Raw genomic sequence first — 19,985 nt, forward strand, 5'->3', positions numbered from 1 at the left:
GAATTAACTCGATGCGTTTTCCTATCCTTACCTTTCATCATCCATCTGACCAATCAAATAATGATGTACTTACCCTAACTGCCGCTTAAATACTTTACTTGCGATGAAGTAAGTGATTACCATGATGCTAACGCACCAAGCAAGTGCGATCCAGATATCGTTGCCAACTGTTCCATCATACAAGAGGGCACGAATGGCATTCACGATTGAAGTCACGGGCTGGTTCTCAGCGAACGCACGGACAATTTTAGGCATCGATTCGGTAGGGACGAAGGCTGAACTAATAAACGGCAAGAATATCAACGGATATGAGAAGGCGGTCGCCCCTTCCATAGACTTTGCTGTCAATCCTGGAATGATAGCTAGCCATGTCAGTGCTAGTGTAAACAGTCCGAGTATCCCAGCAGCAGCAAGCCATTCCAAGATACTAGCGCTTGAGCGGAAGCCCATCAAAAGAGCGACAAGTATCACCACTACGACAGTAATCGCATTGGAAACAAGCGATGTCAACACATGAGCCCACAATATTGACGAGCGCTTGATCGGCATGGTAATGAATCGCGCCATCAGTCCGCTTTTTATATCCCCAAATAATCGGAAGGCAGTGTAAGAGACCCCAGATGCGATCGCCATCAGTAAGATTCCCGGCAATAAATAATTGACATAGTTGTCCGTACCAGTTTCTATGGCGCCGCCAAATACGTAGACAAACAACAGCATCATCGCAATCGGCGTAATCGCCACCGTAATAATCGTATCCGGGCTGCGCATGATGTTTCTCATTAAACGTCCTAGTAATACACCTGTTTTGCTTTTCATTTACATCTCCTCCTTTTTGCCGATGATCGCGAGGAAGATTTCCTCTAACGTCGGCTGCTTCTCTACATACTCCACTTTTGCCGGCGGGAACATTTCTTTAAGTTCGGCAAGGGTACCGGTCGTGATGATTTTTCCGTCATGTAGAATGGCAATACGATCTGCCAGTTGTTCGGCTTCCTCCAAGTACTGGGTCGTTAGCAAGATCGTAGTGCCACCACCTGCAAGCTCCTTGACGGTGTTCCAGACTTCAATCCGCGCTTCAGGGTCAAGTCCTGTCGTTGGTTCGTCGAGAAAAATGACCTCTGGACTCCCGATAAGACTCATTGCGATGTCCAGACGGCGCTTCATCCCACCGGAATACTGGTCTGCCCGGCGATTAGCCGCGTCAGTTAGGCTGAATTTTGCAAGTAATTTATCGGCTACTTGAGCAGGATTGGAAACTCCCCTCAACTTTGCAATCATGATTAGGTTTTCTCTTCCTGTGTGCATCCCGTCTATTGCTGCGAACTGCCCTGTTAGGCTAATGTTCTGGCGAATCATATCTGGTTGTCGTAAGACGTCTGAGCCGCAAATACTTGCTTCACCGCCATCAGGCTTCATTAGCGTTGAGAGGATGTTAACCGTCGTCGTCTTGCCCGCTCCATTTGAACCTAAAAGTGCAAAAATTTCGCCACGCCTTACCTCAAAATCCACACCCTTTAAGACTTCCTTGTCTTTAAATGATTTCTTCAACCCTTTTACTGATATTGCTGCATTACTCATCCTTTTTTCCTCCCTTATAAAAAATGCATTCCTTAGCTATTTAGTAAGACTGATAATCTGTATTACTTATTACCAAGGTAAAAAAAACAACTGAATAACGAAAGTGGCATTTCACATTTGTAGCCAGCTATTCAGTCGGGTAGTTCAACAATTATTTATCCTTACCCACACGATTCAAAATGCTTTTGTTCAAATTATTACGTAACTTATCATCCCATCTTTTCGCTTGGTCGATAAGTCCATTAGCGAATGTTGTCACGTCTTCACCTGTCACTTCCAATACGTCTTTTCCATCTGCAGCACCAGCTTCAAACAAATCGATGAGATCGTACTGGATTCTGAGCATATCCATCCCGCTGCCCGATGCGAACTTCCACATATAGTTGCAGATTTCTTTATAGACTTTTGGGTAGTCACCTGGCAATGCTTCCACACGCGCCATCATCTCTTTGTATTCTTTCTTATCGTCAAGAATCTTTTTGATGAAATTTACCATGGTATTTAACCTCCTAGTTTACTTTTTGTTTGTCCATATTTTTACTTGTTGTTCAACTCTACTCTCAATTTCTTTTTTTAAATCACCTGATACACTCGCCGATTCTCCATCTAAGTTTGAGGCAGCCATCAATTCGTCGGCAAATGCTGCCACGTCTTCACCAGTAACATCCAGCACATGCTTGCCTTCTGCTGCACTAGCTTCAAACAGTTCATACAAATTGATGATTTCTTCACCAAATCCATATCCGAAATTCCACATGTACTTTTGAATCTTTTTGAACACAAATGCGTAATCTTTCGGCAAAGCATTTACTTTTTTCATAAATGCTTTGTATTCCTTCTTGCTTTCTAGATCGCCAATGATTAGCTCTATAAATTTCTTCATATTATTTCTCCCCCTTTAGAATATTAATTTTTGATGATAAAAAATCCCACTTTTCCCAAAACAATTCAAGTTCCTGACGACCAGCATCATTTAGTGTGTAAAATTTGCGTGGTGGCCCCATATCTGACGCTTTCTTTTCGATGTTCACCAGATTCTTCTTTTCTAATCGTACGAGGATCGTGTAGACCGTCCCTTCCACGACTTCGGTAAAACCAAGATCGTTCAGCCGGCGTGTAATCTCATAACCATAGGTTTCATGACGGCTGATGATTTCTAGTACACAGCCTTCGAGCGAACCCTTCAGCATTTCCGTTAAATTTTCCATGTTCAGTACCTCCTCTATTTTGTCTGACTTATATTCAGTATCACTTAGTACCAAGGTGATTTTTACTGAATAGCTTTCTTCGAACTTCAGCTATTCAGAAGTTTTAGTATTTAGTGTGACTTACTACAAGTACATCGTAACACGCAGTAGTAAGATCGTCAACTGGATCTTCTCATTTTTTTTAAAAAGCAGCTATCGCCTACTAAAGAAGCCTGGATTTAAAATGGAGTTCCATTTTTTATCAAAAATTGTTAGTGGAATATCTGTTGCAAGGATATAATGTTGATAAAGTTCAATTGTGAACATTGAGAAAGGAGAATACATAATGACGACCCTGAATGAAATATCAATTTCAAAAGTAGAAATGCTGATTAGAAAACCTGTTAACGAGGTATTCGAGGCTTTTATCGATCCTTCCATTACGACCAAATTCTGGTTTACCAAAAGTAGCGGAAGATTAGAAGTCGGAAAACGTATCCGTTGGGATTGGGAAATGTACGGAGTTTCTGCTGAACTTGATGTAGAAGAATTGGAACAAAACAATAGAATTTTCATCAAATTTGATGATGACACTACTGTGGAGTGGATTTTTACACCAAGGACAGAAGGAACTTTTGTCACAATTATTAACGCAGGATTTAAAGGAAGTCCAAATGAAATCGTTAATCAAGTGATCGATTCAACTGGAGGTTTTACGATTGTTCTGTGTGGTTTAAAGGCACTTCTTGAACATAACATCATTTTAAATCTTGTTTCAGATAAGTTTCCTGACGCTCACGTATGAGACCAGGCAGGAAGGGCGTCCTTGGCCATTCCTTATGTCTAAAATTGTGTTATCGAATAAATAGTTATGACAGCTAATTTACTGATTTTGGTTTTGTAAATACCTTCCCATTGTTTAACTCACACCAATCTTCTAATTCATCATAAGATTCTTTGCTTCCGTATTTTGCAAAAAAGGATTCCTTCGTTTGGAATACTTCTACTGAACCTTCTTCTATGGAGGTTATCATTTGGAAAGGATTTAGATGAAAAACCTTAGAGACAGCTATTAATTCACCTATATGAACAATGTCGGCAATATTTTCCATTTTGTCTCCTCCTATTGCAGTTAGGGTTCACCTTCGTATTATTTTCAGTTTTCTTGATAGTATGTATGGCTGTTTCTAGCATCGCTACACTAAGTTTTAAGGAGTGAATATTATTGAATGCTGAAAAAAATTTACGCGTTTGTGAAAAAGGACATAAGTATTACAAAAGCAGTGATTGTACAAGCTGTCCTACTTGCGAAAAAGAAAATAAACCCGAAAGTGGCTTTCTATCGAAGCTAAGCTCACCAGCTAGAAGAGCCTTAATTCATGAAGGAATTGATACTTTTCAAAAACTATCACAGTACACTGAAAAAGAAATTCTAAAACTCCATGGTATCGGGCCATCCTCCTTACCAATTCTAAGAAAATCGTTAGAAGAAGAAGGTATGTCATTCAAAGTTTAATAAGGATTCGAGAGCCGTATTCTTTTCCTTCCTAAAATGAAATATACATGTAATAGGCATTTCAAAAAAGGAGGATGAATATGGCGACCATCACTTTTTGCTACAAAACGGATGTACCTTTTAATGAAAAGTACTATCGAGATAAACACTTGGCTTGGTGTAATGAGGCTCTTAAGCCTCTGGGAATGCAGCGATACGAAGTGAAGAAATTCTATCAAGCATTGGACGGATCAAAACCGCCATACCAGCTAACAACTACTCTCTATTTTGAATCTACCGAGGCATTGCAAGCTGTTCTAGCCAGTGAAACGAGTCAAGAAGGATTAAGAGATGTCGTAAATTTTTATGAAGGCTTTCCTGATATGTTTGTTGGTGAAGTTGCTTATCAGTAAGATTGAAGATATGAAAGAGAAAGGTACTAATCTAAACCGGATTAGTACCTTTCTTTATGAATCATACATGCAGAATAGTGGAATAAAAAGGAAAATAGATATATTTATCGAATATGTTTATATAGATATTTTTTTATAAAGACGTTTTATAGAACTATCGGGAGATGAGTTAATCATGGCAAAGTATGAAAAGACGATTACGGGTCAGTTTGAGGAAGTGGTTAGTCATTTGCAAAATGATATCGCCAATAGTGGAATAAGCATGAAATTAGTGGATGAAAGTAACTACACCCTTGGAGATACAAAAATAGCCGTTCGAGTTTATGATAAATATTTTATGAGAAATGGAAATAGAGCTAGCTTGAGCCTTACAGTTGTTGGCTCCGACAGTAATATTTATATTTCTGCCATTGGTGCTGGTGGAGGAAGTGGTGTTTTTATTAACTTTAGTCTGGGTGCCGAAAATGATATGGTGGCAATCGTAGAGAGAAGTGTGGAACAACTGGTTTAAAGAAGGAGATGAACATCATAAAGCTGATAAACAAGCTACTTTTAGGTTTTTCCCTTGTATTTATTCTATTATCTTTTATATTGGGTACTCTATTTACCCAGATTGGCCTTATTCTATTAGCAATTCATTGGATTTTAACGGTATATCAAAATTTGCGAGATGAAAAAATAACGAAAAAGACTTATCTTCGTTACGCTGTAGCTTGGGGAGTAGTTATTTTAATTTGTACGTTTCATATCGCCAACAAGTATTTATTCTAAAACTAGTAGCATTAAAAGGACACAACATCTTAAAATGCTATGTCCTTTTACAGATGCCCTTATTTCTGCGTTTCTAATTTCGTAATAATGCTATTCGCTACAGCATTCCATAATTTTGTATCTTCGACGTATGTTTGCTTTATTTTTCTATACATCGCCTTTTGCTTCTCCTCGAAATCTTCAGCTTCTTTAGCTGGCAGTTCGGCACGCCAATTGTCTACCAAATTTTGTGCTTCAGCTGCTCTTGGTCCCCAAACTGCTTTTTCATTGCCTTCATCATCGATAAAAATGAAGATTGGAATCGAGCGAGCTGTGCCATTCGTTAAGTATTGGTCCATTAGCTCGAGGTTGCTATCTCTTAGAACAAAACGAACATCAAGACCTAGCTTCTCCGCGATTTTCATGAGAATCGGGTTGTTCATGAGTGCATCTCCGCACCAATCTTCGGTTAGAACAATGACCTTAGTTGCAACACCAGACAAAGCAGAAAGTCTTTCATCATTCACTTCAAATTTCTCATAAATCGCGTTCATTTCCGTGAGATTTACCTTCAATTGCCCTTTGTACTCTTCATACGTTAAGCCTTTTTGAAACCAATCAAGTAAACTCATTACAAATCCCCCTCAAAATAAAAATACTGGTAAGCCCATTATAGCCTACCAGCATTTCCAACCAAAATTTAACGCTTTTGAATTTCTTCTAATAAAAGCTTATTCACGATTTGCGGATTAGCTTGTCCTTTTGTCGCCTTCATTAACTGACCAACAAGGAATCCAATTGCTTTATTTTTACCATTCTTGTAATCTTCAATCGATTGAGGGTTATTGTCTAAAACTTCCGTAACGACTTTTAGCAACGCACCTTCGTCAGAGATTTGGACAAGTCCCTTATCCTTAACAATTTGCTCAGCATCTCCACCGTTTTCAATCATTTCTTTGAAAACTGTTTTCGCGATCTTAGATGAGATGGTGCCATTTTCGATTAGCTCAATCATGCCTGCTAATCCTTCTGGCGTTAATGCCACATCTTCAAGCTCTTTTTGCTCCGCATTCAAGTAACCGGACAATTCACCCATTATCCAGTTCGATGCTTGCTTCGCATCTGCACCAGCCGCTACCGTAGCTTCAAAGAAATCTGCCATTTCCTTTGTCACTGTTAAAACAGCTGCATCGTAAGCAGGTAATCCAAGGTCTTCGATGTAGCGTTTTTGACGAGCATCTGGCAGCTCAGGGATTTCAGCGCGTACTCTTTCTTTCCACGCTTCATCAATGTAGATATCCAATAAATCCGGCTCTGGGAAGTAACGATAATCATCAGAACCTTCTTTTACACGCATAAGGAGCGTCTTCCCTGTTGCTTCATCAAAACGACGTGTTTCCTGATCAATCGTTCCACCTGCTAAAATCACTTCTTCTTGACGCTTTTCTTCGTATTCCAAACCTTTACGAACAAAGTTGAAAGAGTTTAAGTTTTTCAACTCTGTCTTAGTACCGAACTCTTCTTGTCCGACTGGACGAATAGAGATATTGGCATCACAACGTAATGAGCCCTCTTCCATTTTACAATCAGAAACACCTGTATATTGGATGATAGACTTTAGCTTCTCTAAGTAAGCGTAAGCTTCGTTAGGCGTTCTAATGTCTGGCTCAGATACGATTTCAATCAATGGTGTCCCTTGGCGATTGTAGTCACATAGGGAATACCCTTTTTCATGATTCAGCTTACCTGCATCCTCTTCCATATGGATACGAGTAATACCAATTTTCTTTTTATAGCCGTCAACTTCAATCTCAATCCAGCCATGTTCCCCAATCGGCTTATCAAATTGAGAGATTTGGTAAGCCTTCGGATTATCTGGGTAAAAATAGTTTTTGCGGTCGAATTTCGTTTCCGTCGCAACCTCACAATTTAGAGCCATCGCAGCCTTCATCGCGTAGTCGACTACCTTTTTATTCAACACCGGTAAAACACCTGGATAACCGAGGTCAATTACACTTGTATTTGTGTTTGGCTCCGCTCCAAAATGGTTCGGGCTCGCCGAGAAAATCTTAGAATCTGTTTTTAATTCGACATGGACTTCAAGTCCGATCACCGTTTCAAATTTCACTTGTCTCACCTCTCTTACAATTGTGGTTTTTGTTTATGAAAATCAGTTGCTTGCTCGAACGCATGGGCAACGCGATAAACCGTACTTTCATCAAAATGCTTTCCGATGATTTGTAATCCTAGTGGTAAGCCATTTGAGAATCCACATGGAACGGAGATTCCTGGCACGCCTGCAAGGTTTACTGGGATTGTTAAAATATCGTTTAAGTACATTGTCATTGGATCCGCTGTATTTTCACCAATTTTGAAAGCAGGTGTTGGCGTTGTTGGTCCGACAATCACATCATATTTTGCAAAAATATTTTCAAAATCTTGCTTAATGAGCGTACGAACTTTTTGTGCCTTTTTATAATAAGCATCATAATAACCAGAGCTTAGTGCAAAGGTTCCAAGCATAATACGACGCTTAACCTCTTCCCCAAAGCCTTCTGCTCTCGTATTTTTATATAAGTCCATTAGGTTGTCCGCATTTGGTGAACGGTAACCGTATCTAACACCGTCAAAGCGTGCTAGATTAGCAGATGCTTCTGAAGAAGACAGCAAGTAATACGTTGCTAAAGCATACTTCGAATGTGGTAGAGATACCTCTTCCCAAGTTGCTCCTAATTTTTCAAGAGTTTTCAAGGCATCTAAAACAGATTGCTTCACTTCTTCCTTCACGCCTTCACCAAGGTATTCCTTTGGCACCGCGATTTTAAGTCCCTTTACATCACCTGTTAAAGATTGCACAAAATTAGGTACGTCCACATTTGCTGAAGTCGAATCCATTGGATCTAGTCCAGAAATCGCTTGTAAAAGATATGCGTTATCTTCAACGTTTCTTGTAATTGGCCCAATTTGGTCTAGCGATGAAGCGAATGCAATTAGTCCAAAACGGGAAACACGTCCATATGTAGGTTTTAATCCGACTACTCCACAGAAGGATGCTGGCTGACGAATCGAACCACCCGTATCAGAGCCTAATGAAAAAAGGACTTCCCCTGCTGCCACAGCCGCTGCTGAACCACCTGAAGATCCACCTGGTACTGTTTCTAAGTTCCACGGGTTCTTTGTCTTTTGGAAGCCAGAGTTCTCAGTGGAAGAGCCCATCGCAAACTCATCCATATTAAGCTTACCGATGGTAATACTGTTTGCAGTTTGAAGCTTTTGCACAACAGTTGCATCATAAATTGGATCAAAGTTTTCAAGTATTTTACTAGCAGCTGTTGTACGTAGATTACGAGTGACAATATTGTCCTTAATTCCGATCGGCATTCCAAATAGAAGCCCTTTTGCATCATCCGTACCAAGCTTTTTGTCTAATTCGATTGCTTTTTGGCGCGCGCTTTCTTCGTCTAATGTAAGGAAAGCTTGAACCTTATCTTCGACCTGGTCAATTCTTTTATAAGACTCGTCCACAAGGTCGGTTACAGAAATTTCTTTTTTATGTAATGATTCTTGAAGCGAACTCAGCTTCTGATCAAATAAACTCATCTCTTCCCCTCCTTACTCAATAATTGACGGTACTTTAATTTGTCCATTTTCGTGTTCTGGTGCGTTCTTGAGCACCTCTTCACGTGGAAGTCCTTTTACAGGAACATCTTCTCTCATCACATTTTTCATATCTAAAACGTGTGAGGTTGGTTCTACGTTCTCTGTATCTAATTCGTTTAATTGTTCTGCGAATGAAATAATTTTATCGAGCTGCTGCGTGAATTTCTGAACTTCTTCTTCTGTCACAGCAAGTCTCGCTAGATTAGCCACGTGCTTAACTTCTTCAGCTGAAATTCTAGACATATGAGTCCACCTCCAAAAGCCTGTATTTGAATAGTCAACAATAACTTGATGATAACAAAATTCAGTGCTATAAAGCAACAGAGAGTCCGCTTAAATCCTTGATTCGACGTAAAAAAGGTGACAGTTTTATCACCTTTTCCACTACTTCTTAAACAATTTTGTAAAACCACTTAATAACCCTTTTTTCTCTTTGCTTTCCACGTACTCAATCTTTTTCTGCGTGACATAGATGTCCTCTTTATCTACCGCGTATTCTTGGGCAATAACTAATCCGATTTCGGAGTTGTGTTCGTTGTTAGTGACAATTGTGTATTCCACGTTGTATTTGCTAGCGAGTTTGATGTATTTGGAGAGGTATGCGTAATCGATGTTCCCATTCAGTAATAACGTCGCTTCTCGATTTGATTTTAACGAGTCCTCTACCTCTGTAAAAACGTTCTCTTCTCTCACTTGCGCTTGTGTGAGTGCGATAACCACTCTTTCCCTCAGTGTTCCTAAGAATTTTCTCCTTTCGTCTGGATTAATCTCTTTTTGTCCATAAATTCCTTGCTGTAAATAATCATCCAAATTAGGGCCAGACAATGTAAATCCTCCTTACTTTGAAGCTATTATTTTTCTATGATTCAAATCTATTGTGCGTGCTTAGTATTTCCACATTTTATCATAACGATTGACTTAGGAGAAATCCGAAATGAGCGCAGAATTTGACCCGTAAGAGCCCCAAATATCCGCAATCACCATAAAATCATATGCAGATATCTCTGATTTAAGCGCAATCCAATCTCTACTCGTGAGTATTGTATTTGCACTTTTGAAATACTAACGATAAAAAGGAGTGACACCAGTGAAAACTATTCATTTTTTCCTCTTATTCATAATACTAGCTGTATTCATTTGGTCAGGAATAGAACCTGCTTCATATACCGATTGGGCATTAGAAGTTGGACCTGCCTTAATTGGAATCATTATCCTTGCTTTGACATTCAAAAGATTTCGTTTGACAACCCTGTCTTATGTCATTATAACCATGCTTTGTATCTTGATGTTTATAGGCGGGCACTATACCTATTCGAAAGTTCCCCTTTTTAATTGGATGAAAGATTATTTCGATTTAGAAAGGAATCACTATGATCGATTTGGGCATTTTTTTAAGGGCTTTTTTATCATTATCATTAGAGAAATCATCATAAGGAAGACGTTGATAAAAAACGGTGGTTGGTTAATCATTTTTGCTTTGAGTATTTCATTATCCATAGCAGCCCTATATGAGATTATTGAATGGTTAGTTTCGAAAATGACACATGGAGGTAAGGCTGCAAAAGACTTCTTAGGTACTCAAGGTGATATATGGGATGCTCAATGGGATATGCTTTTAACCCTATTAGGATCCATTTTTGCATTACTTATCCTGACAAAATTGCATGATCGCTTCATGAAGAATACCTAAAAAATCCTCCTCTTCTGATGAAGAGAAGGATTTTTCGAATTTACTTTGTGTTCGTTGTAAATTGCTCTTCTTCTGTCGAACCTTTTAATGCTGTTGTAGAAGAAGTTCCGCCAGTTACAACCATTGAAACTTGGTCGAAGTAGCCTGTTCCTACCTCTCTTTGATGACGAGTTGCTGTGTAGCCATCCTTTTCACAATCAAACTCAGCCTGTTGTAATTCTGAGTAAGCGGCCATACCGCGGTCTTTGTAGCCAAGAGCTAAGTTGAACATGCTGTGGTTTAGGGCATGGAATCCAGCAAGAGTAACGAATTGGAACTTGTAGCCCATTTTACCAAGTTCGATTTGGAAGTTAGCAATCTCCTCATCTGAAAGCCTAGCTTTCCAGTTGAAGGATGGCGAGCAGTTGTATGCTAAAAGTTTGCCAGGGAACTGTTCATGAATCGCTTCTGCAAAACGTCGAGCTTCTTCAATATTTGGCTCGGAAGTTTCACACCAGATTAAGTCAGCATATGGAGCATAAGCAAGACCGCGAGCAATTGCTTGGTCGAGACCTGCTTCTGTTCGATAGAAGCCTTCTGCTGTTCTTTCGCCCGTGATGTATGGTGCATCATATGGATCAACATCACTTGTGATCAAATCAGCTGCGTTTGCATCCGTTCGAGCAACTAATACAGTTGGAACACCCATAACATCAGCAGCAAGTCGGGCTGCAATCAAGTTACGGACGGCTGTTTGCGTTGGAAGCAATACCTTTCCACCCAAGTGGCCACATTTTTTTTCAGAAGATAATTGATCCTCGAAGTGCACCCCAGCAGCTCCAGCTTCAATCATCCCTTTCATCAGTTCGAATACGTTCAACTGCCCACCAAAGCCAGCTTCGGCATCTGCCACAATTGGCGCAAACCAGTCGATGGAATCGTCACCTTCAAGATAAGTAATTTGGTCCGCACGTTGTAGTGCCTGGTTAATCCGTTTGACCACACTTGGCACTGAGTTCGCTGGATACAAGCTTTGGTCTGGATACATATGTCCAGAAAGGTTTGCATCTGCTGCAACCTGCCAGCCACTTAAGTATATTGCTTTAAGCCCTGCCTTCACCTGTTGCACCGCTTGGTTTCCTGTCAAAGCCCCCAAGGCATTGACGAAATCCTCTGTATTTACAAGCTTCCATAGTTTTTCGGCGCCGCGTCGTGCAAGTGTATGCTCCACATCCAATGAACCACGTAATTTGATTACCTCTTCTGCCGAATATGGACGTTCAATTCCTTTCCACCGTGCATCATTTTCCCAGCTTTCTAGTAATTGCTGTACCCGTTCGTTTGTCATTTTTCCATTCTCCTCTCATTGTTATAATACAGTTTTAATGATTACGTTTTGTATTCTATAACAGATTAAGAAAAAATGGAACTGTTTTAATGTGATTTTTCTGAAAATATTTTCGACAATTATTTCCTACACGAAAAAAACACCCCCTAAAGGAGGTATTCTTTCTTAGGATGTTTTCGTGTAGATTGTGTTTTTTCGCAAAAGTCCAAGAGCCGATTTTTGCCCTGTAAATAATATTTAGAAATACTTTTTGAGATTCCATTGCCCTTTTCTCAAATTTAGTATCTGAATATCCATGATAAAACACATCTTTCTTTGTTATTTTGTTTCAACAGCATCAATGATTGAGAAAAGAGCCTTACTTAATACGGATCCGCTTCATGCCCCATTTGTTCAGCCTTTTTAGTGGCTGCATCCGCGTCTGCACTTCCTGTATTCTTTTTGTCATTTACAGTTGCGTTCGCTAATCCTTCTCGAACACGTCTACCGTATTCTTCGTCCGCTTTCGTAAAATACTCAATCATTTGATCCTGAATCTCTTTTCTACACACTTTTAAATTTTCTACTAAGTTGCTGATGAGCTCATCCTTCTCCCAATCCTCAAATGCACGATACGTCTCTCCAGCCTGCGCAAAATCATTCGTGCGGTCAATTTTTTCACGAACGAGATTGGCATCATAGTGTGGCTCATGAACTTCACCTACTTGTTCAGCTTCCTTCAAGCCGCCGATCACAGATGGCTCGTAATTGATATGTGGATTTTCACCTGCATCCACATGGTACGACATTTGCCCGCCTCGCTGATTAGTCGCAACACGCTTTTTCGGTGAGTTAATTGGCAGTTGTAAATAGTTCGTTCCGACACGATAACGCTGCGTATCAGAATAAGAGAAAGTTCGACCTTGCAACATTTTATCATCGGAAAAATCTAGCCCGTCAACGAGTACGCCGGTTCCGAATGCAGACTGTTCCACTTCGTTATGATAGTTTTCAGGATTTTTGTTTAACACCATTTTTCCAACCTTCAAAAATGGAAACTTATCTGTCGGCCACAGCTTCGTATCATCGAGGGGATCGAAGTCTAGTTCTTCATGGTAATCATCACTCATTATTTGAACGCAGAACTCCCACTCAGGGTAATCGCCATTTTCAATCGACTCATACAAATCTTGTGTCGCATGGCTTGTATTTTGTGCCTGAATCTCGGCTGCTTCTTTTGATGTTAAATTCTTAATCCCTTGTTTCAACGGCTCCCAATGGTATTTTACCAAAACAGCCTTTCCTTCTGCGTTGACCCATTTGTATGTATTCACACCCGAGCCTTGCATCTGACGATAATTCGCCGGAATCCCCCAAGGCGAGAAAACAAATGTTACCATATGCGTCGCCTCTGGCGTGCGAGAGAGAAAATCAAACATTCTTTCTGGATTCGTGACGTTTGATACAGGGTCTGGCTTGAAGGAGTGAATCATATCCGGAAACTTCATTGCATCACGGATAAAGAAGATTTTTAGATTATTCCCGACCAAATCCCAGTTTCCATCTTCCGTGTAAAATTTGACGGCGAATCCTCTTGGGTCACGTGCTGTTTCAGGTGAATCCATCCCTCCAACCACGGTTGAAAAACGGACAAAGACAGGCGTTTGCTTTCCTGCTTCTTGAAAAAGCTTTGCCCTTGTGTATTTTGAGATTGGCTCATCACCTACTTTTCCGTAAGCCTCAAAGTAACCATGTGCTGCTGCTCCCCGTGCATGAACGACACGTTCCGGCACTCTTTCACGGTCAAAGTGGGTTATTTTTTCAATAAAATCATAGTTCTCTAATGTTGACGGGCCTCGGTTTCCAACCGTCCTGATATTCTGATTGTCGGTGACGGGATGGCCCTGGCGATTCGTTAAGGAATCAGCACTCTCACCAGTACCTGTACGTTCTTGTTCTGCCATTGTTGCATCCTCCATTATATTGAAATAATATCAATTTATTTATTTCCAAATGGAGGGTTATTATGTATTTTTTGTTGGTCCTCAAAATTGAGCTCCGAATTACTGAATTGGCTTTTATCTACATCAACAAAAAACCTCTTCTCCCGAAGGAAAAGAGGTTTTCCAAAAACAATTAATACATTTCTGATGTCGTTTTTGCTTGCATATGAAGAAGTAAGTAGTCTGGGCCACCTGCTTTTGAGTCTGTTCCAGACATGTTGAAGCCACCAAATGGTTGGTAACCAACAATCGCGCCTGTACAGCCACGGTTGAAATACAAGTTTCCAACGTGGAAGTCTTCACGTGCTTTTTCCATATTCACACGGTTTGTCGTAATAACAGCACCTGTTAATCCGTATTCCGTATTGTTCGCAATTTCTATAGCTTCATCAAAATCTTTTGCCTTTGTAAAACCTACAACTGGACCAAAGATTTCTTCCTTCATTAAACGAGCTTCTGGGTCTAAATCAGCAAATACAGTTGGCTTAACGAAGAAACCTTTAGAGTTATCTCCTTCGCCACCAGTCATGAGACGACCTTCCTGCTTACCGATTTCCACATAGCTCAAGATTTTATCGAAAGCTGCTTGGTCGATTACTGGACCCATGTAATTGTTTTGATCAACTGGATCTCCTTGTGTTAACGCGTTTGTTAATTCAACGACACGATTTAACACTTGATCATACACGTCTTCAACGATTACTGCACGAGAACATGCAGAACATTTTTGACCAGAGAATCCGAAAGATGATGCCACGATCGATTGAGCCGCAAGCTCTAAATCAGCTTCCTTATCAACAACAATCGTGTCCTTACCACCCATTTCAGCAATTACACGCTTCAGCCAAATTTGACCTTCGTTGAGCTTAGACGCTCTTTCATAGATTCGTAGACCAACATCACGAGAACCTGTGAAGCTGATAAAACGAGTATCCTTATGATCAACTAAATAGTCGCCCACCTCTGCACCACTTCCTGGAACAAAGTTTAGAACGCCCGCAGGTAATCCTGCTTCTTCCATGACTTCTACAAATTTCGCTGCCACGATTGGTGTCGTAGAAGCTGGCTTAAGAAGTACTGTGTTTCCAGAAACGATTGCTGCAACGGTTGTTCCAGCCATAATCGCTAACGGGAAGTTCCAAGGTGAAATAATGACTCCCACTCCAAGCGGAATGTAGTTATAACGGTTATCTTCATTCGGACGGCTTTGTACGGGTACACCGTCTTTGATTTTTAGCATTTGACGAGCATAGAATTCTAAGAAATCAATCGCTTCTGCTGTATCCGCATCCGCTTCACTCCATGGCTTTCCTGCTTCTTTTGTTAAAAGGGCAGAAAACTCATGCTTGCGACGACGAAGAATGGCAGCTGCTTTGAATAAAACGTCTGCACGGCTTTCAGGTTTTACCTTTTTCCATGTTTTGAACGCTTCTACAGCAGCTTGCATTGCTTTTTCAGCAAGGTCTTTGCTAGCCTTTGAAACACGTCCAATCACTTCTTCTTTATTCGATGGATTGATAGAAACGATCTTTTCTTCAGTTGAAATACGTTCTCCTCCGATAACAAGGTCGTAATCCTTACCTAAATAACTTTCAACTGTTTTTAACCCTAGTAAATAGCCTTCACGTTCCTTTTCTACCGAAAAATCTGTAAATGGCTCATGCTTGTATGCCTGTACCAATAAAACCGCCTCCTTAACCCTGACTATTAACGTAACACACTCACATTCTATCAGTTTTAGGCGTGTCCTTCAATTGATAATCTAGAATAGTAATTAAATTGAGACTAGTTCGATGGTTGTAAAGATTGTTATTTATGGTAGGGTTTACAATTTGTAGTTTGGATTGGCGGAATGATTCTAGTGGTGAACTTATCAGAATACATTTTTAGATTTGCCGGTCAGGTCTGAGGGCTATCCGCATAACTTGGCGGGCATTTCTGATATATTCGCCACATTCGGGGGATTTCTCCATTTCTTGGCGTACAATTCCTGTTTGTCGGTCACGTTCGGGTGATTTCTCCATTTCTTGGCGGGCATCTCTGATTTGTCCGCCACGTTCATGGGATTTCTCCATTTCTTGGCGTGCATTTCTGATTTGTCCGCCACGTTCGGGGGATTTCTCCATTTCTTGGCGTGCATTTCTGATTTGTCCGCCACGTTCAAGGGATTTCTCCATTTCTTGGCGTGCATCTCTGATTTGTCCGCCACGTTCAAGGGATTTCTCCATTTCTTGGCGTGCATTTCTGATTTGTCCGCCACGTTCATGGGATTTCTCCATTTCTTGGCGTGCATTTCTGATTTGTCCGCCACGTTCATGGGATTTCTCCATTTCTTGGCGGGCATTTCTAATTTGTCCGCCACGTTCGGGGGATTTCTCCATTTCTTAGCGTACAATTCCTGTTTGTCGGTCACGTTCAGCGCCACGGCCCTGATCTTGACGTACAACCTAAGTTTGTCCGCCACAATTAACGATACCGCCTAATTCTTGGCGTACAAGCCATATTTGGCAGCTAAAATCAAAATCAACACCTCACAAAACCCGGTCATTCTAGCTCCCACATGAACGCCCACATTCCCAAACAAACAAACAAACAAACAAAAAAACAGACAGAGAATAATCTCTGCCTGCCCATTTACTCATAAATATGCACAAACGGTTCTTTTTGATCGACTTCTCTCACAATTAATGCCTCTGGGCCATTAACGGAGGAAACATTCACTTGAACCGAAATATAGTCAGGGAAGTGCTCCAAAATCAGCCCGGTCACATACTGTGTAAACCCAACAGCCTCAGCTTTGCCGTAAAACTGAATCGGAATATCAATACTTAGCTTCTGTAATTCCTTTTCAATGTAGAAGGCTCTTCCGATAACCCCGTTAAAGTTCGGGAAGTATTCCTCTACATCCTGCTTGAAGTTCAAGAAAGTCGTCAAATCGTCACGATGCTCATCTTCCGCATTATCCGACGGAAATAACACATAGTCTTCGTTCACATTTTCCCAGCCACCGATTTTCGAGCTACCCTCTCCAACCTTTGCATAGGCAAAGAAATTCCCTGGTACAACTGCAGACTGGCTTTCTTGTTCAAACAAAGCAATCGTAATTGGAACCTTAGATAAACCTTTGATTTGACGAAGTCGGCTAACTACCTGCTCCGCAATTTTCTTACCTTCCTTATCGAGCGTTGCGTGCTCAATTTTCGTCTCATAAGTTGGACCGTACTGAATCTCTTGGAAATAGTGAACGGAGTTTAACGCCAGTCCAATGACAATTCCGCCAAGATGCGCCGTACCATCTTCCCCTTTTACCAAATAATCATGCTCCAAAATATGAGCTAGATAAATAGGATTCTCTTTATTTCTTGTTTTCACATCGCCAGTTCCAGGATCTAAAGGATTCAGACCGATATTCTGTTCTGCCTTTAATCCAACTTCCTTCAGCTGAGCATCTGTGTATTCTCGGTTTAACCATAAGCCAACCGTTTTTCGGTCTAAATATTGGCCCTCTTGAAATAAATACTTATCAGGGCTAAATGTATTTTGGGCAATGCGCATTAACCCTGTTTCAAACTCGTCAATATCGTATCGCGTATTCAACTTGCTGACCGTTAACCCACGGGCCTCTGAAGGCTCGAATGGTAAAATTGTTTGGTAGTACTGATCCGAAATCTTATATTTAGGAATAATCGCTTTCTCTTTTGTATCTTCCGTCTCTTGCACAATCTCCTGGTCCTTTTGAAAATTCGGAGCACATCCGACTAACAAAAGAACTAAAGCGAAAACGACCAATGAGATTTTTCTCATGGTACTGACACCTCTTATTTCTATTAATTCTTTTTCATCTCTTCAATCAGCTGTTCTTCTGTCCAAACCTCGACGCCTAATTCCTGCGCCTTTGCTAGCTTCGAACCAGCATCCTCTCCTGCAATAACCAAATGCGTCTTTTTGCTGACACTACCAGCAACTTTTCCACCAAGGCGCTCAATTTCATCCTTCGCTTCATTGCGGGATAATTGCTCGAGCTTTCCAGTTAAGACGACTGTTTTTCCGGCAAAAATAGATGTGGAATCCTCAATCGAAACCGGCTTTGGACCTTTGTATTCCATATTCACGCCGATTTCCTTTAACTCTTGCAGGAGTTCCTGCACTTCTTCAAGCTCGAAATAGGAAACGATGGAATCAGCCATTTTATCCCCGATTTCATTAATGGCTGTCAATTGCTCATAAGTAGCGCTAGCTAATTGGTCCATTGTGTTAAATTCAATCGCCAATGTTTTCGCCGCTTTCGCTCCAACATGACGAACCCCAAGTCCAAATAAAAGCTTTTCTAAAGAGTTCTCTTTAGACGCTTCGATCGCTTGTAGCAGATTGCTAACTGATTTTTCACCCATACGTTCTAAAGCAATAAGCTGTTCATACGTAAGCTTATAAATGTCTGCCACATCATGAATGAGCTGTTCAGCAAACAACTGGCTAATCACTTTTTCTCCTAATCCATCAATGTTCATCGCATCTCTAGAAACAAAGTGAATTAGTCCCTCACGAATTTGAGCCGGACACTTTGGATTGATACATCGAAGAGCGACCTCACCCTCTAATCGAACAAGTTCACTTTCGCATTCTGGACAATGATTTGGCATTTTGAAATCAATTTCTGCGCCAGTTCGTCGGTCTGCTAAAACATTCACCACTTCTGGAATGATGTCTCCAGCTTTTTTAATAACGACCTGATCGCCAATTTTGATATCTTTTTCACGGATTAAATCCTCGTTGTGTAAAGAAGCACGTTGTACCGTTGAGCCTGCAACGCGAACTGGTTCTAAAATCGCTGTCGGTGTGACCACGCCTGTACGCCCTACGCTTAACTCAATTTCTTTTAGCGTCGTAATAACTTCCTCAGCTGGGAATTTATACGCAATCGCCCAACGTGGACTCTTCGCTGTAAAGCCTAATTGCTGCTGTTGCTCATAGGAATCTACTTTAATAACAAGGCCATCAATCTCATATGGCAAATGCGGTCTTTTCTCTGTCCAGCTTTCCACAAACGCAAGCACTTCGTCAATGGTCTTGCACTTCTTACGCTCTTGGTTTGTCTTAAAACCAAGGCTGTCTAAGTAATCAAGACCTTCACTATGGGAATCGACATCTACCTCATCCGTACTCGCAATATTATATAGGAATACATCTAGGTTACGAGAAGCCGCAATTTTTGTATCAAGCTGTCTAAGTGAGCCCGCTGCCGCATTACGCGGATTCGCAAATGGCTCTTCTTCTCTTTCCTTTTTCACCTGATTTAAAGCCTCAAAGGAACGTTTTGGCATGAAGACTTCTCCGCGAACTTCAATTGTCACAGGTTCATTCAAACGCAACGGAATCGAACGAACCGTACGTAGGTTAGCCGTAATGTCTTCTCCAATCGTACCGTCCCCACGAGTCGCACCTCGTACGAATAAGCCATTTTCATAACGAAGAGACACGGCTAAGCCGTCGATTTTCAACTCGCACACATAGGAATGGTCCTCGCCAACCGCTTGTGTGACACGACGGTCAAAATCTCTTAGGTCCTGCTCACCAAAGGCATTCCCAAGACTAAGCATCGGGATTTCATGCTGTACTTTTTCAAACATGTCCAGTACATGTCCACCCACACGCTGAGTTGGCGAATCCGATGTCTTAAACTGTGGAAACTGTTCTTCAAGCTGGATTAATTGTTGCATCAACTTGTCGTACTCCGCATCTTGCACAGATGGCTGGTCGAGTACATGATATTCATAATTATATTTGTTTAATAGTTGATGTAGCTGTTGTATTTCTTTTTCAGCCGCTAAAAGGTCCATAACCCCACACCTTTCTTTGTGACATTTCATATTCACATTCCTTGAGAATTATTGAAATTCACA

General features: G+C 40.9%; 23 protein-coding genes. 6 read left to right on the forward strand and 17 right to left on the reverse strand.

Annotation, left to right across the window (positions count from 1 at the left end):
* Nucleotides 1-69: 69 nt before the first annotated feature.
* From FA727_RS21285 to FA727_RS21305, 5 genes are all read right to left on the reverse strand, one after another.
* Nucleotides 70-819 (reverse strand): ABC transporter permease, encoded by a 750-nt coding sequence (locus FA727_RS21285; protein WP_136833500.1) that lies wholly within the window; start codon nucleotides 817-819, stop codon nucleotides 70-72.
* On the reverse strand, nucleotides 820-1,581 hold the full coding sequence (locus FA727_RS21290; RefSeq protein WP_136833501.1) for an ABC transporter ATP-binding protein: 762 nt from the start codon (nucleotides 1,579-1,581) through the stop codon (nucleotides 820-822).
* 151 nt (nucleotides 1,582-1,732) lie between these two features.
* On the reverse strand, nucleotides 1,733-2,077 hold the full coding sequence (locus FA727_RS21295; protein ID WP_136833502.1) for a DUF1048 domain-containing protein: 345 nt from the start codon (nucleotides 2,075-2,077) through the stop codon (nucleotides 1,733-1,735).
* Nucleotides 2,078-2,095: 18 nt separating this feature from the next.
* Nucleotides 2,096-2,464 carry a DUF1048 domain-containing protein gene (locus FA727_RS21300; protein WP_136833503.1) on the reverse strand — a complete coding sequence of 123 codons (369 nt, stop codon included), beginning with the start codon at nucleotides 2,462-2,464 and terminating at the stop codon, nucleotides 2,096-2,098.
* Nucleotide 2,465: 1 nt separating this feature from the next.
* Complete coding sequence (locus FA727_RS21305) at nucleotides 2,466-2,789, reverse strand: PadR family transcriptional regulator (RefSeq protein ID WP_136833504.1); 324 nt, start codon at nucleotides 2,787-2,789, stop codon at nucleotides 2,466-2,468.
* A gap of 325 nt (nucleotides 2,790-3,114) precedes the next feature.
* Between FA727_RS21305 and FA727_RS21310 the strand changes: the two genes are divergently transcribed.
* Nucleotides 3,115-3,573 (forward strand): SRPBCC family protein, encoded by a 459-nt coding sequence (locus FA727_RS21310; RefSeq protein WP_136833505.1) that lies wholly within the window; start codon nucleotides 3,115-3,117, stop codon nucleotides 3,571-3,573.
* Nucleotides 3,574-3,646: 73 nt separating this feature from the next.
* On the opposite strand, the gene FA727_RS21315 is transcribed toward FA727_RS21310, so the two are convergent.
* Nucleotides 3,647-3,880, reverse strand: coding sequence for a hypothetical protein (locus tag FA727_RS21315; RefSeq protein ID WP_136833506.1), 234 nt, complete (start codon nucleotides 3,878-3,880; stop codon nucleotides 3,647-3,649).
* Between the two features lie 113 nt (nucleotides 3,881-3,993).
* Here FA727_RS21315 and FA727_RS21320 point away from each other — a divergent pair, with 113 nt between their 5' ends.
* From FA727_RS21320 to FA727_RS21335, 4 genes are all read left to right on the forward strand, one after another.
* Nucleotides 3,994-4,284 (forward strand): RNA polymerase alpha subunit C-terminal domain-containing protein, encoded by a 291-nt coding sequence (locus tag FA727_RS21320; RefSeq protein ID WP_136833507.1) that lies wholly within the window; start codon nucleotides 3,994-3,996, stop codon nucleotides 4,282-4,284.
* Between the two features lie 80 nt (nucleotides 4,285-4,364).
* Nucleotides 4,365-4,676, forward strand: a complete 312-nt coding sequence (locus FA727_RS21325; protein WP_158318945.1) for an EthD family reductase — start codon at nucleotides 4,365-4,367, stop codon at nucleotides 4,674-4,676.
* Nucleotides 4,677-4,851: 175 nt separating this feature from the next.
* Nucleotides 4,852-5,187 carry a DUF6054 family protein gene (locus tag FA727_RS21330; protein WP_136833509.1) on the forward strand — a complete coding sequence of 112 codons (336 nt, stop codon included), beginning with the start codon at nucleotides 4,852-4,854 and terminating at the stop codon, nucleotides 5,185-5,187.
* Between the two features lie 8 nt (nucleotides 5,188-5,195).
* Nucleotides 5,196-5,447 (forward strand): hypothetical protein, encoded by a 252-nt coding sequence (locus FA727_RS21335; RefSeq protein WP_136833510.1) that lies wholly within the window; start codon nucleotides 5,196-5,198, stop codon nucleotides 5,445-5,447.
* A gap of 59 nt (nucleotides 5,448-5,506) precedes the next feature.
* Here the strand turns inward: FA727_RS21335 and FA727_RS21340 are convergent, their stop codons facing one another.
* The 5 genes from FA727_RS21340 to FA727_RS21360 form a co-directional block, all read right to left on the reverse strand.
* Nucleotides 5,507-6,058 carry a thioredoxin family protein gene (locus FA727_RS21340; RefSeq protein WP_136833511.1) on the reverse strand — a complete coding sequence of 184 codons (552 nt, stop codon included), beginning with the start codon at nucleotides 6,056-6,058 and terminating at the stop codon, nucleotides 5,507-5,509.
* Between the two features lie 68 nt (nucleotides 6,059-6,126).
* Nucleotides 6,127-7,554 (reverse strand): Asp-tRNA(Asn)/Glu-tRNA(Gln) amidotransferase subunit GatB, encoded by a 1,428-nt coding sequence (gene gatB / locus FA727_RS21345; protein ID WP_136833512.1) that lies wholly within the window; start codon nucleotides 7,552-7,554, stop codon nucleotides 6,127-6,129.
* Between the two features lie 14 nt (nucleotides 7,555-7,568).
* Nucleotides 7,569-9,026 carry an Asp-tRNA(Asn)/Glu-tRNA(Gln) amidotransferase subunit GatA gene (gene gatA, locus FA727_RS21350; RefSeq protein WP_136833513.1) on the reverse strand — a complete coding sequence of 486 codons (1,458 nt, stop codon included), beginning with the start codon at nucleotides 9,024-9,026 and terminating at the stop codon, nucleotides 7,569-7,571.
* A gap of 12 nt (nucleotides 9,027-9,038) precedes the next feature.
* The gene (gene gatC / locus FA727_RS21355; protein ID WP_136833514.1) at nucleotides 9,039-9,329 is read right to left on the reverse strand and encodes an Asp-tRNA(Asn)/Glu-tRNA(Gln) amidotransferase subunit GatC; all 291 of its coding nucleotides are present in this window, start codon (nucleotides 9,327-9,329) and stop codon (nucleotides 9,039-9,041) included.
* 141 nt (nucleotides 9,330-9,470) lie between these two features.
* On the reverse strand, nucleotides 9,471-9,911 hold the full coding sequence (locus tag FA727_RS21360) for a YueI family protein (RefSeq protein ID WP_136833515.1): 441 nt from the start codon (nucleotides 9,909-9,911) through the stop codon (nucleotides 9,471-9,473).
* Between the two features lie 262 nt (nucleotides 9,912-10,173).
* On the opposite strand from FA727_RS21360, the gene FA727_RS21365 reads away from it, so the two are divergent.
* Nucleotides 10,174-10,776 carry a DUF2238 domain-containing protein gene (locus FA727_RS21365; protein WP_246042001.1) on the forward strand — a complete coding sequence of 201 codons (603 nt, stop codon included), beginning with the start codon at nucleotides 10,174-10,176 and terminating at the stop codon, nucleotides 10,774-10,776.
* Nucleotides 10,777-10,816: 40 nt separating this feature from the next.
* Here the strand turns inward: FA727_RS21365 and aceA are convergent, their stop codons facing one another.
* From aceA to ligA, 6 genes are all read right to left on the reverse strand, one after another.
* Nucleotides 10,817-12,103 (reverse strand): isocitrate lyase, encoded by a 1,287-nt coding sequence (gene aceA, locus FA727_RS21370; RefSeq protein WP_136833517.1) that lies wholly within the window; start codon nucleotides 12,101-12,103, stop codon nucleotides 10,817-10,819.
* Between the two features lie 362 nt (nucleotides 12,104-12,465).
* Nucleotides 12,466-14,046 carry a catalase gene (locus FA727_RS21375; RefSeq protein ID WP_136833518.1) on the reverse strand — a complete coding sequence of 527 codons (1,581 nt, stop codon included), beginning with the start codon at nucleotides 14,044-14,046 and terminating at the stop codon, nucleotides 12,466-12,468.
* A 172-nt stretch (nucleotides 14,047-14,218) separates the two neighbouring features.
* Entirely contained in the window at nucleotides 14,219-15,766 is a 1,548-nt protein-coding gene (pruA, locus tag FA727_RS21380) for an L-glutamate gamma-semialdehyde dehydrogenase (protein WP_136833519.1), read from the reverse strand.
* A 205-nt stretch (nucleotides 15,767-15,971) separates the two neighbouring features.
* Nucleotides 15,972-16,466, reverse strand: coding sequence for a hypothetical protein (locus FA727_RS21385; RefSeq protein ID WP_136833520.1), 495 nt, complete (start codon nucleotides 16,464-16,466; stop codon nucleotides 15,972-15,974).
* 253 nt (nucleotides 16,467-16,719) lie between these two features.
* On the reverse strand, nucleotides 16,720-17,889 hold the full coding sequence (locus FA727_RS21390; protein ID WP_136833521.1) for a CamS family sex pheromone protein: 1,170 nt from the start codon (nucleotides 17,887-17,889) through the stop codon (nucleotides 16,720-16,722).
* Nucleotides 17,890-17,912: 23 nt separating this feature from the next.
* The gene (ligA, locus tag FA727_RS21395; protein WP_136833522.1) at nucleotides 17,913-19,922 is read right to left on the reverse strand and encodes an NAD-dependent DNA ligase LigA; all 2,010 of its coding nucleotides are present in this window, start codon (nucleotides 19,920-19,922) and stop codon (nucleotides 17,913-17,915) included.
* Between the last annotated feature and the right edge of the window lie 63 nt (nucleotides 19,923-19,985).

It is taken from the genome of Robertmurraya kyonggiensis, assembly GCF_005116465.1.
In the GTDB taxonomy this organism is placed as follows: Bacteria; Bacillota; Bacilli; order Bacillales; family Cytobacillaceae; genus Robertmurraya; species Robertmurraya kyonggiensis.

Excerpts from the sequence above, each read along its gene's own strand:
- FA727_RS21285 (WP_136833500.1), bottom strand. The coding sequence starts at position 819 with ATGAAAAGCAAAACAGGTGTATTACTAGGACGTTTAATGAGAAACATC.
- FA727_RS21290 (WP_136833501.1), bottom strand. The coding sequence starts at position 1,581 with ATGAGTAATGCAGCAATATCAGTAAAAGGGTTGAAGAAATCATTTAAA.
- FA727_RS21295 (WP_136833502.1), bottom strand. The coding sequence starts at position 2,077 with ATGGTAAATTTCATCAAAAAGATTCTTGACGATAAGAAAGAATACAAA.
- FA727_RS21300 (WP_136833503.1), bottom strand. The coding sequence starts at position 2,464 with ATGAAGAAATTTATAGAGCTAATCATTGGCGATCTAGAAAGCAAGAAG.
- FA727_RS21305 (WP_136833504.1), bottom strand. The coding sequence starts at position 2,789 with ATGGAAAATTTAACGGAAATGCTGAAGGGTTCGCTCGAAGGCTGTGTA.
- FA727_RS21310 (WP_136833505.1), top strand. The coding sequence starts at position 3,115 with ATGACGACCCTGAATGAAATATCAATTTCAAAAGTAGAAATGCTGATT.
- FA727_RS21315 (WP_136833506.1), bottom strand. The coding sequence starts at position 3,880 with ATGGAAAATATTGCCGACATTGTTCATATAGGTGAATTAATAGCTGTC.
- FA727_RS21325 (WP_158318945.1), top strand. The coding sequence starts at position 4,365 with ATGGCGACCATCACTTTTTGCTACAAAACGGATGTACCTTTTAATGAA.
- FA727_RS21330 (WP_136833509.1), top strand. The coding sequence starts at position 4,852 with ATGGCAAAGTATGAAAAGACGATTACGGGTCAGTTTGAGGAAGTGGTT.
- FA727_RS21335 (WP_136833510.1), top strand. The coding sequence starts at position 5,196 with ATGAACATCATAAAGCTGATAAACAAGCTACTTTTAGGTTTTTCCCTT.
- FA727_RS21340 (WP_136833511.1), bottom strand. The coding sequence starts at position 6,058 with ATGAGTTTACTTGATTGGTTTCAAAAAGGCTTAACGTATGAAGAGTAC.
- gatA (WP_136833513.1), bottom strand. The coding sequence starts at position 9,026 with ATGAGTTTATTTGATCAGAAGCTGAGTTCGCTTCAAGAATCATTACAT.
- gatC (WP_136833514.1), bottom strand. The coding sequence starts at position 9,329 with ATGTCTAGAATTTCAGCTGAAGAAGTTAAGCACGTGGCTAATCTAGCG.
- aceA (WP_136833517.1), bottom strand. The coding sequence starts at position 12,103 with ATGACAAACGAACGGGTACAGCAATTACTAGAAAGCTGGGAAAATGAT.
- FA727_RS21375 (WP_136833518.1), bottom strand. The coding sequence starts at position 14,046 with ATGGCAGAACAAGAACGTACAGGTACTGGTGAGAGTGCTGATTCCTTA.
- FA727_RS21385 (WP_136833520.1), bottom strand. The coding sequence starts at position 16,466 with ATGGAGAAATCCCCCGAACGTGGCGGACAAATTAGAAATGCCCGCCAA.
- FA727_RS21390 (WP_136833521.1), bottom strand. The coding sequence starts at position 17,889 with ATGAGAAAAATCTCATTGGTCGTTTTCGCTTTAGTTCTTTTGTTAGTC.
- ligA (WP_136833522.1), bottom strand. The coding sequence starts at position 19,922 with ATGGACCTTTTAGCGGCTGAAAAAGAAATACAACAGCTACATCAACTA.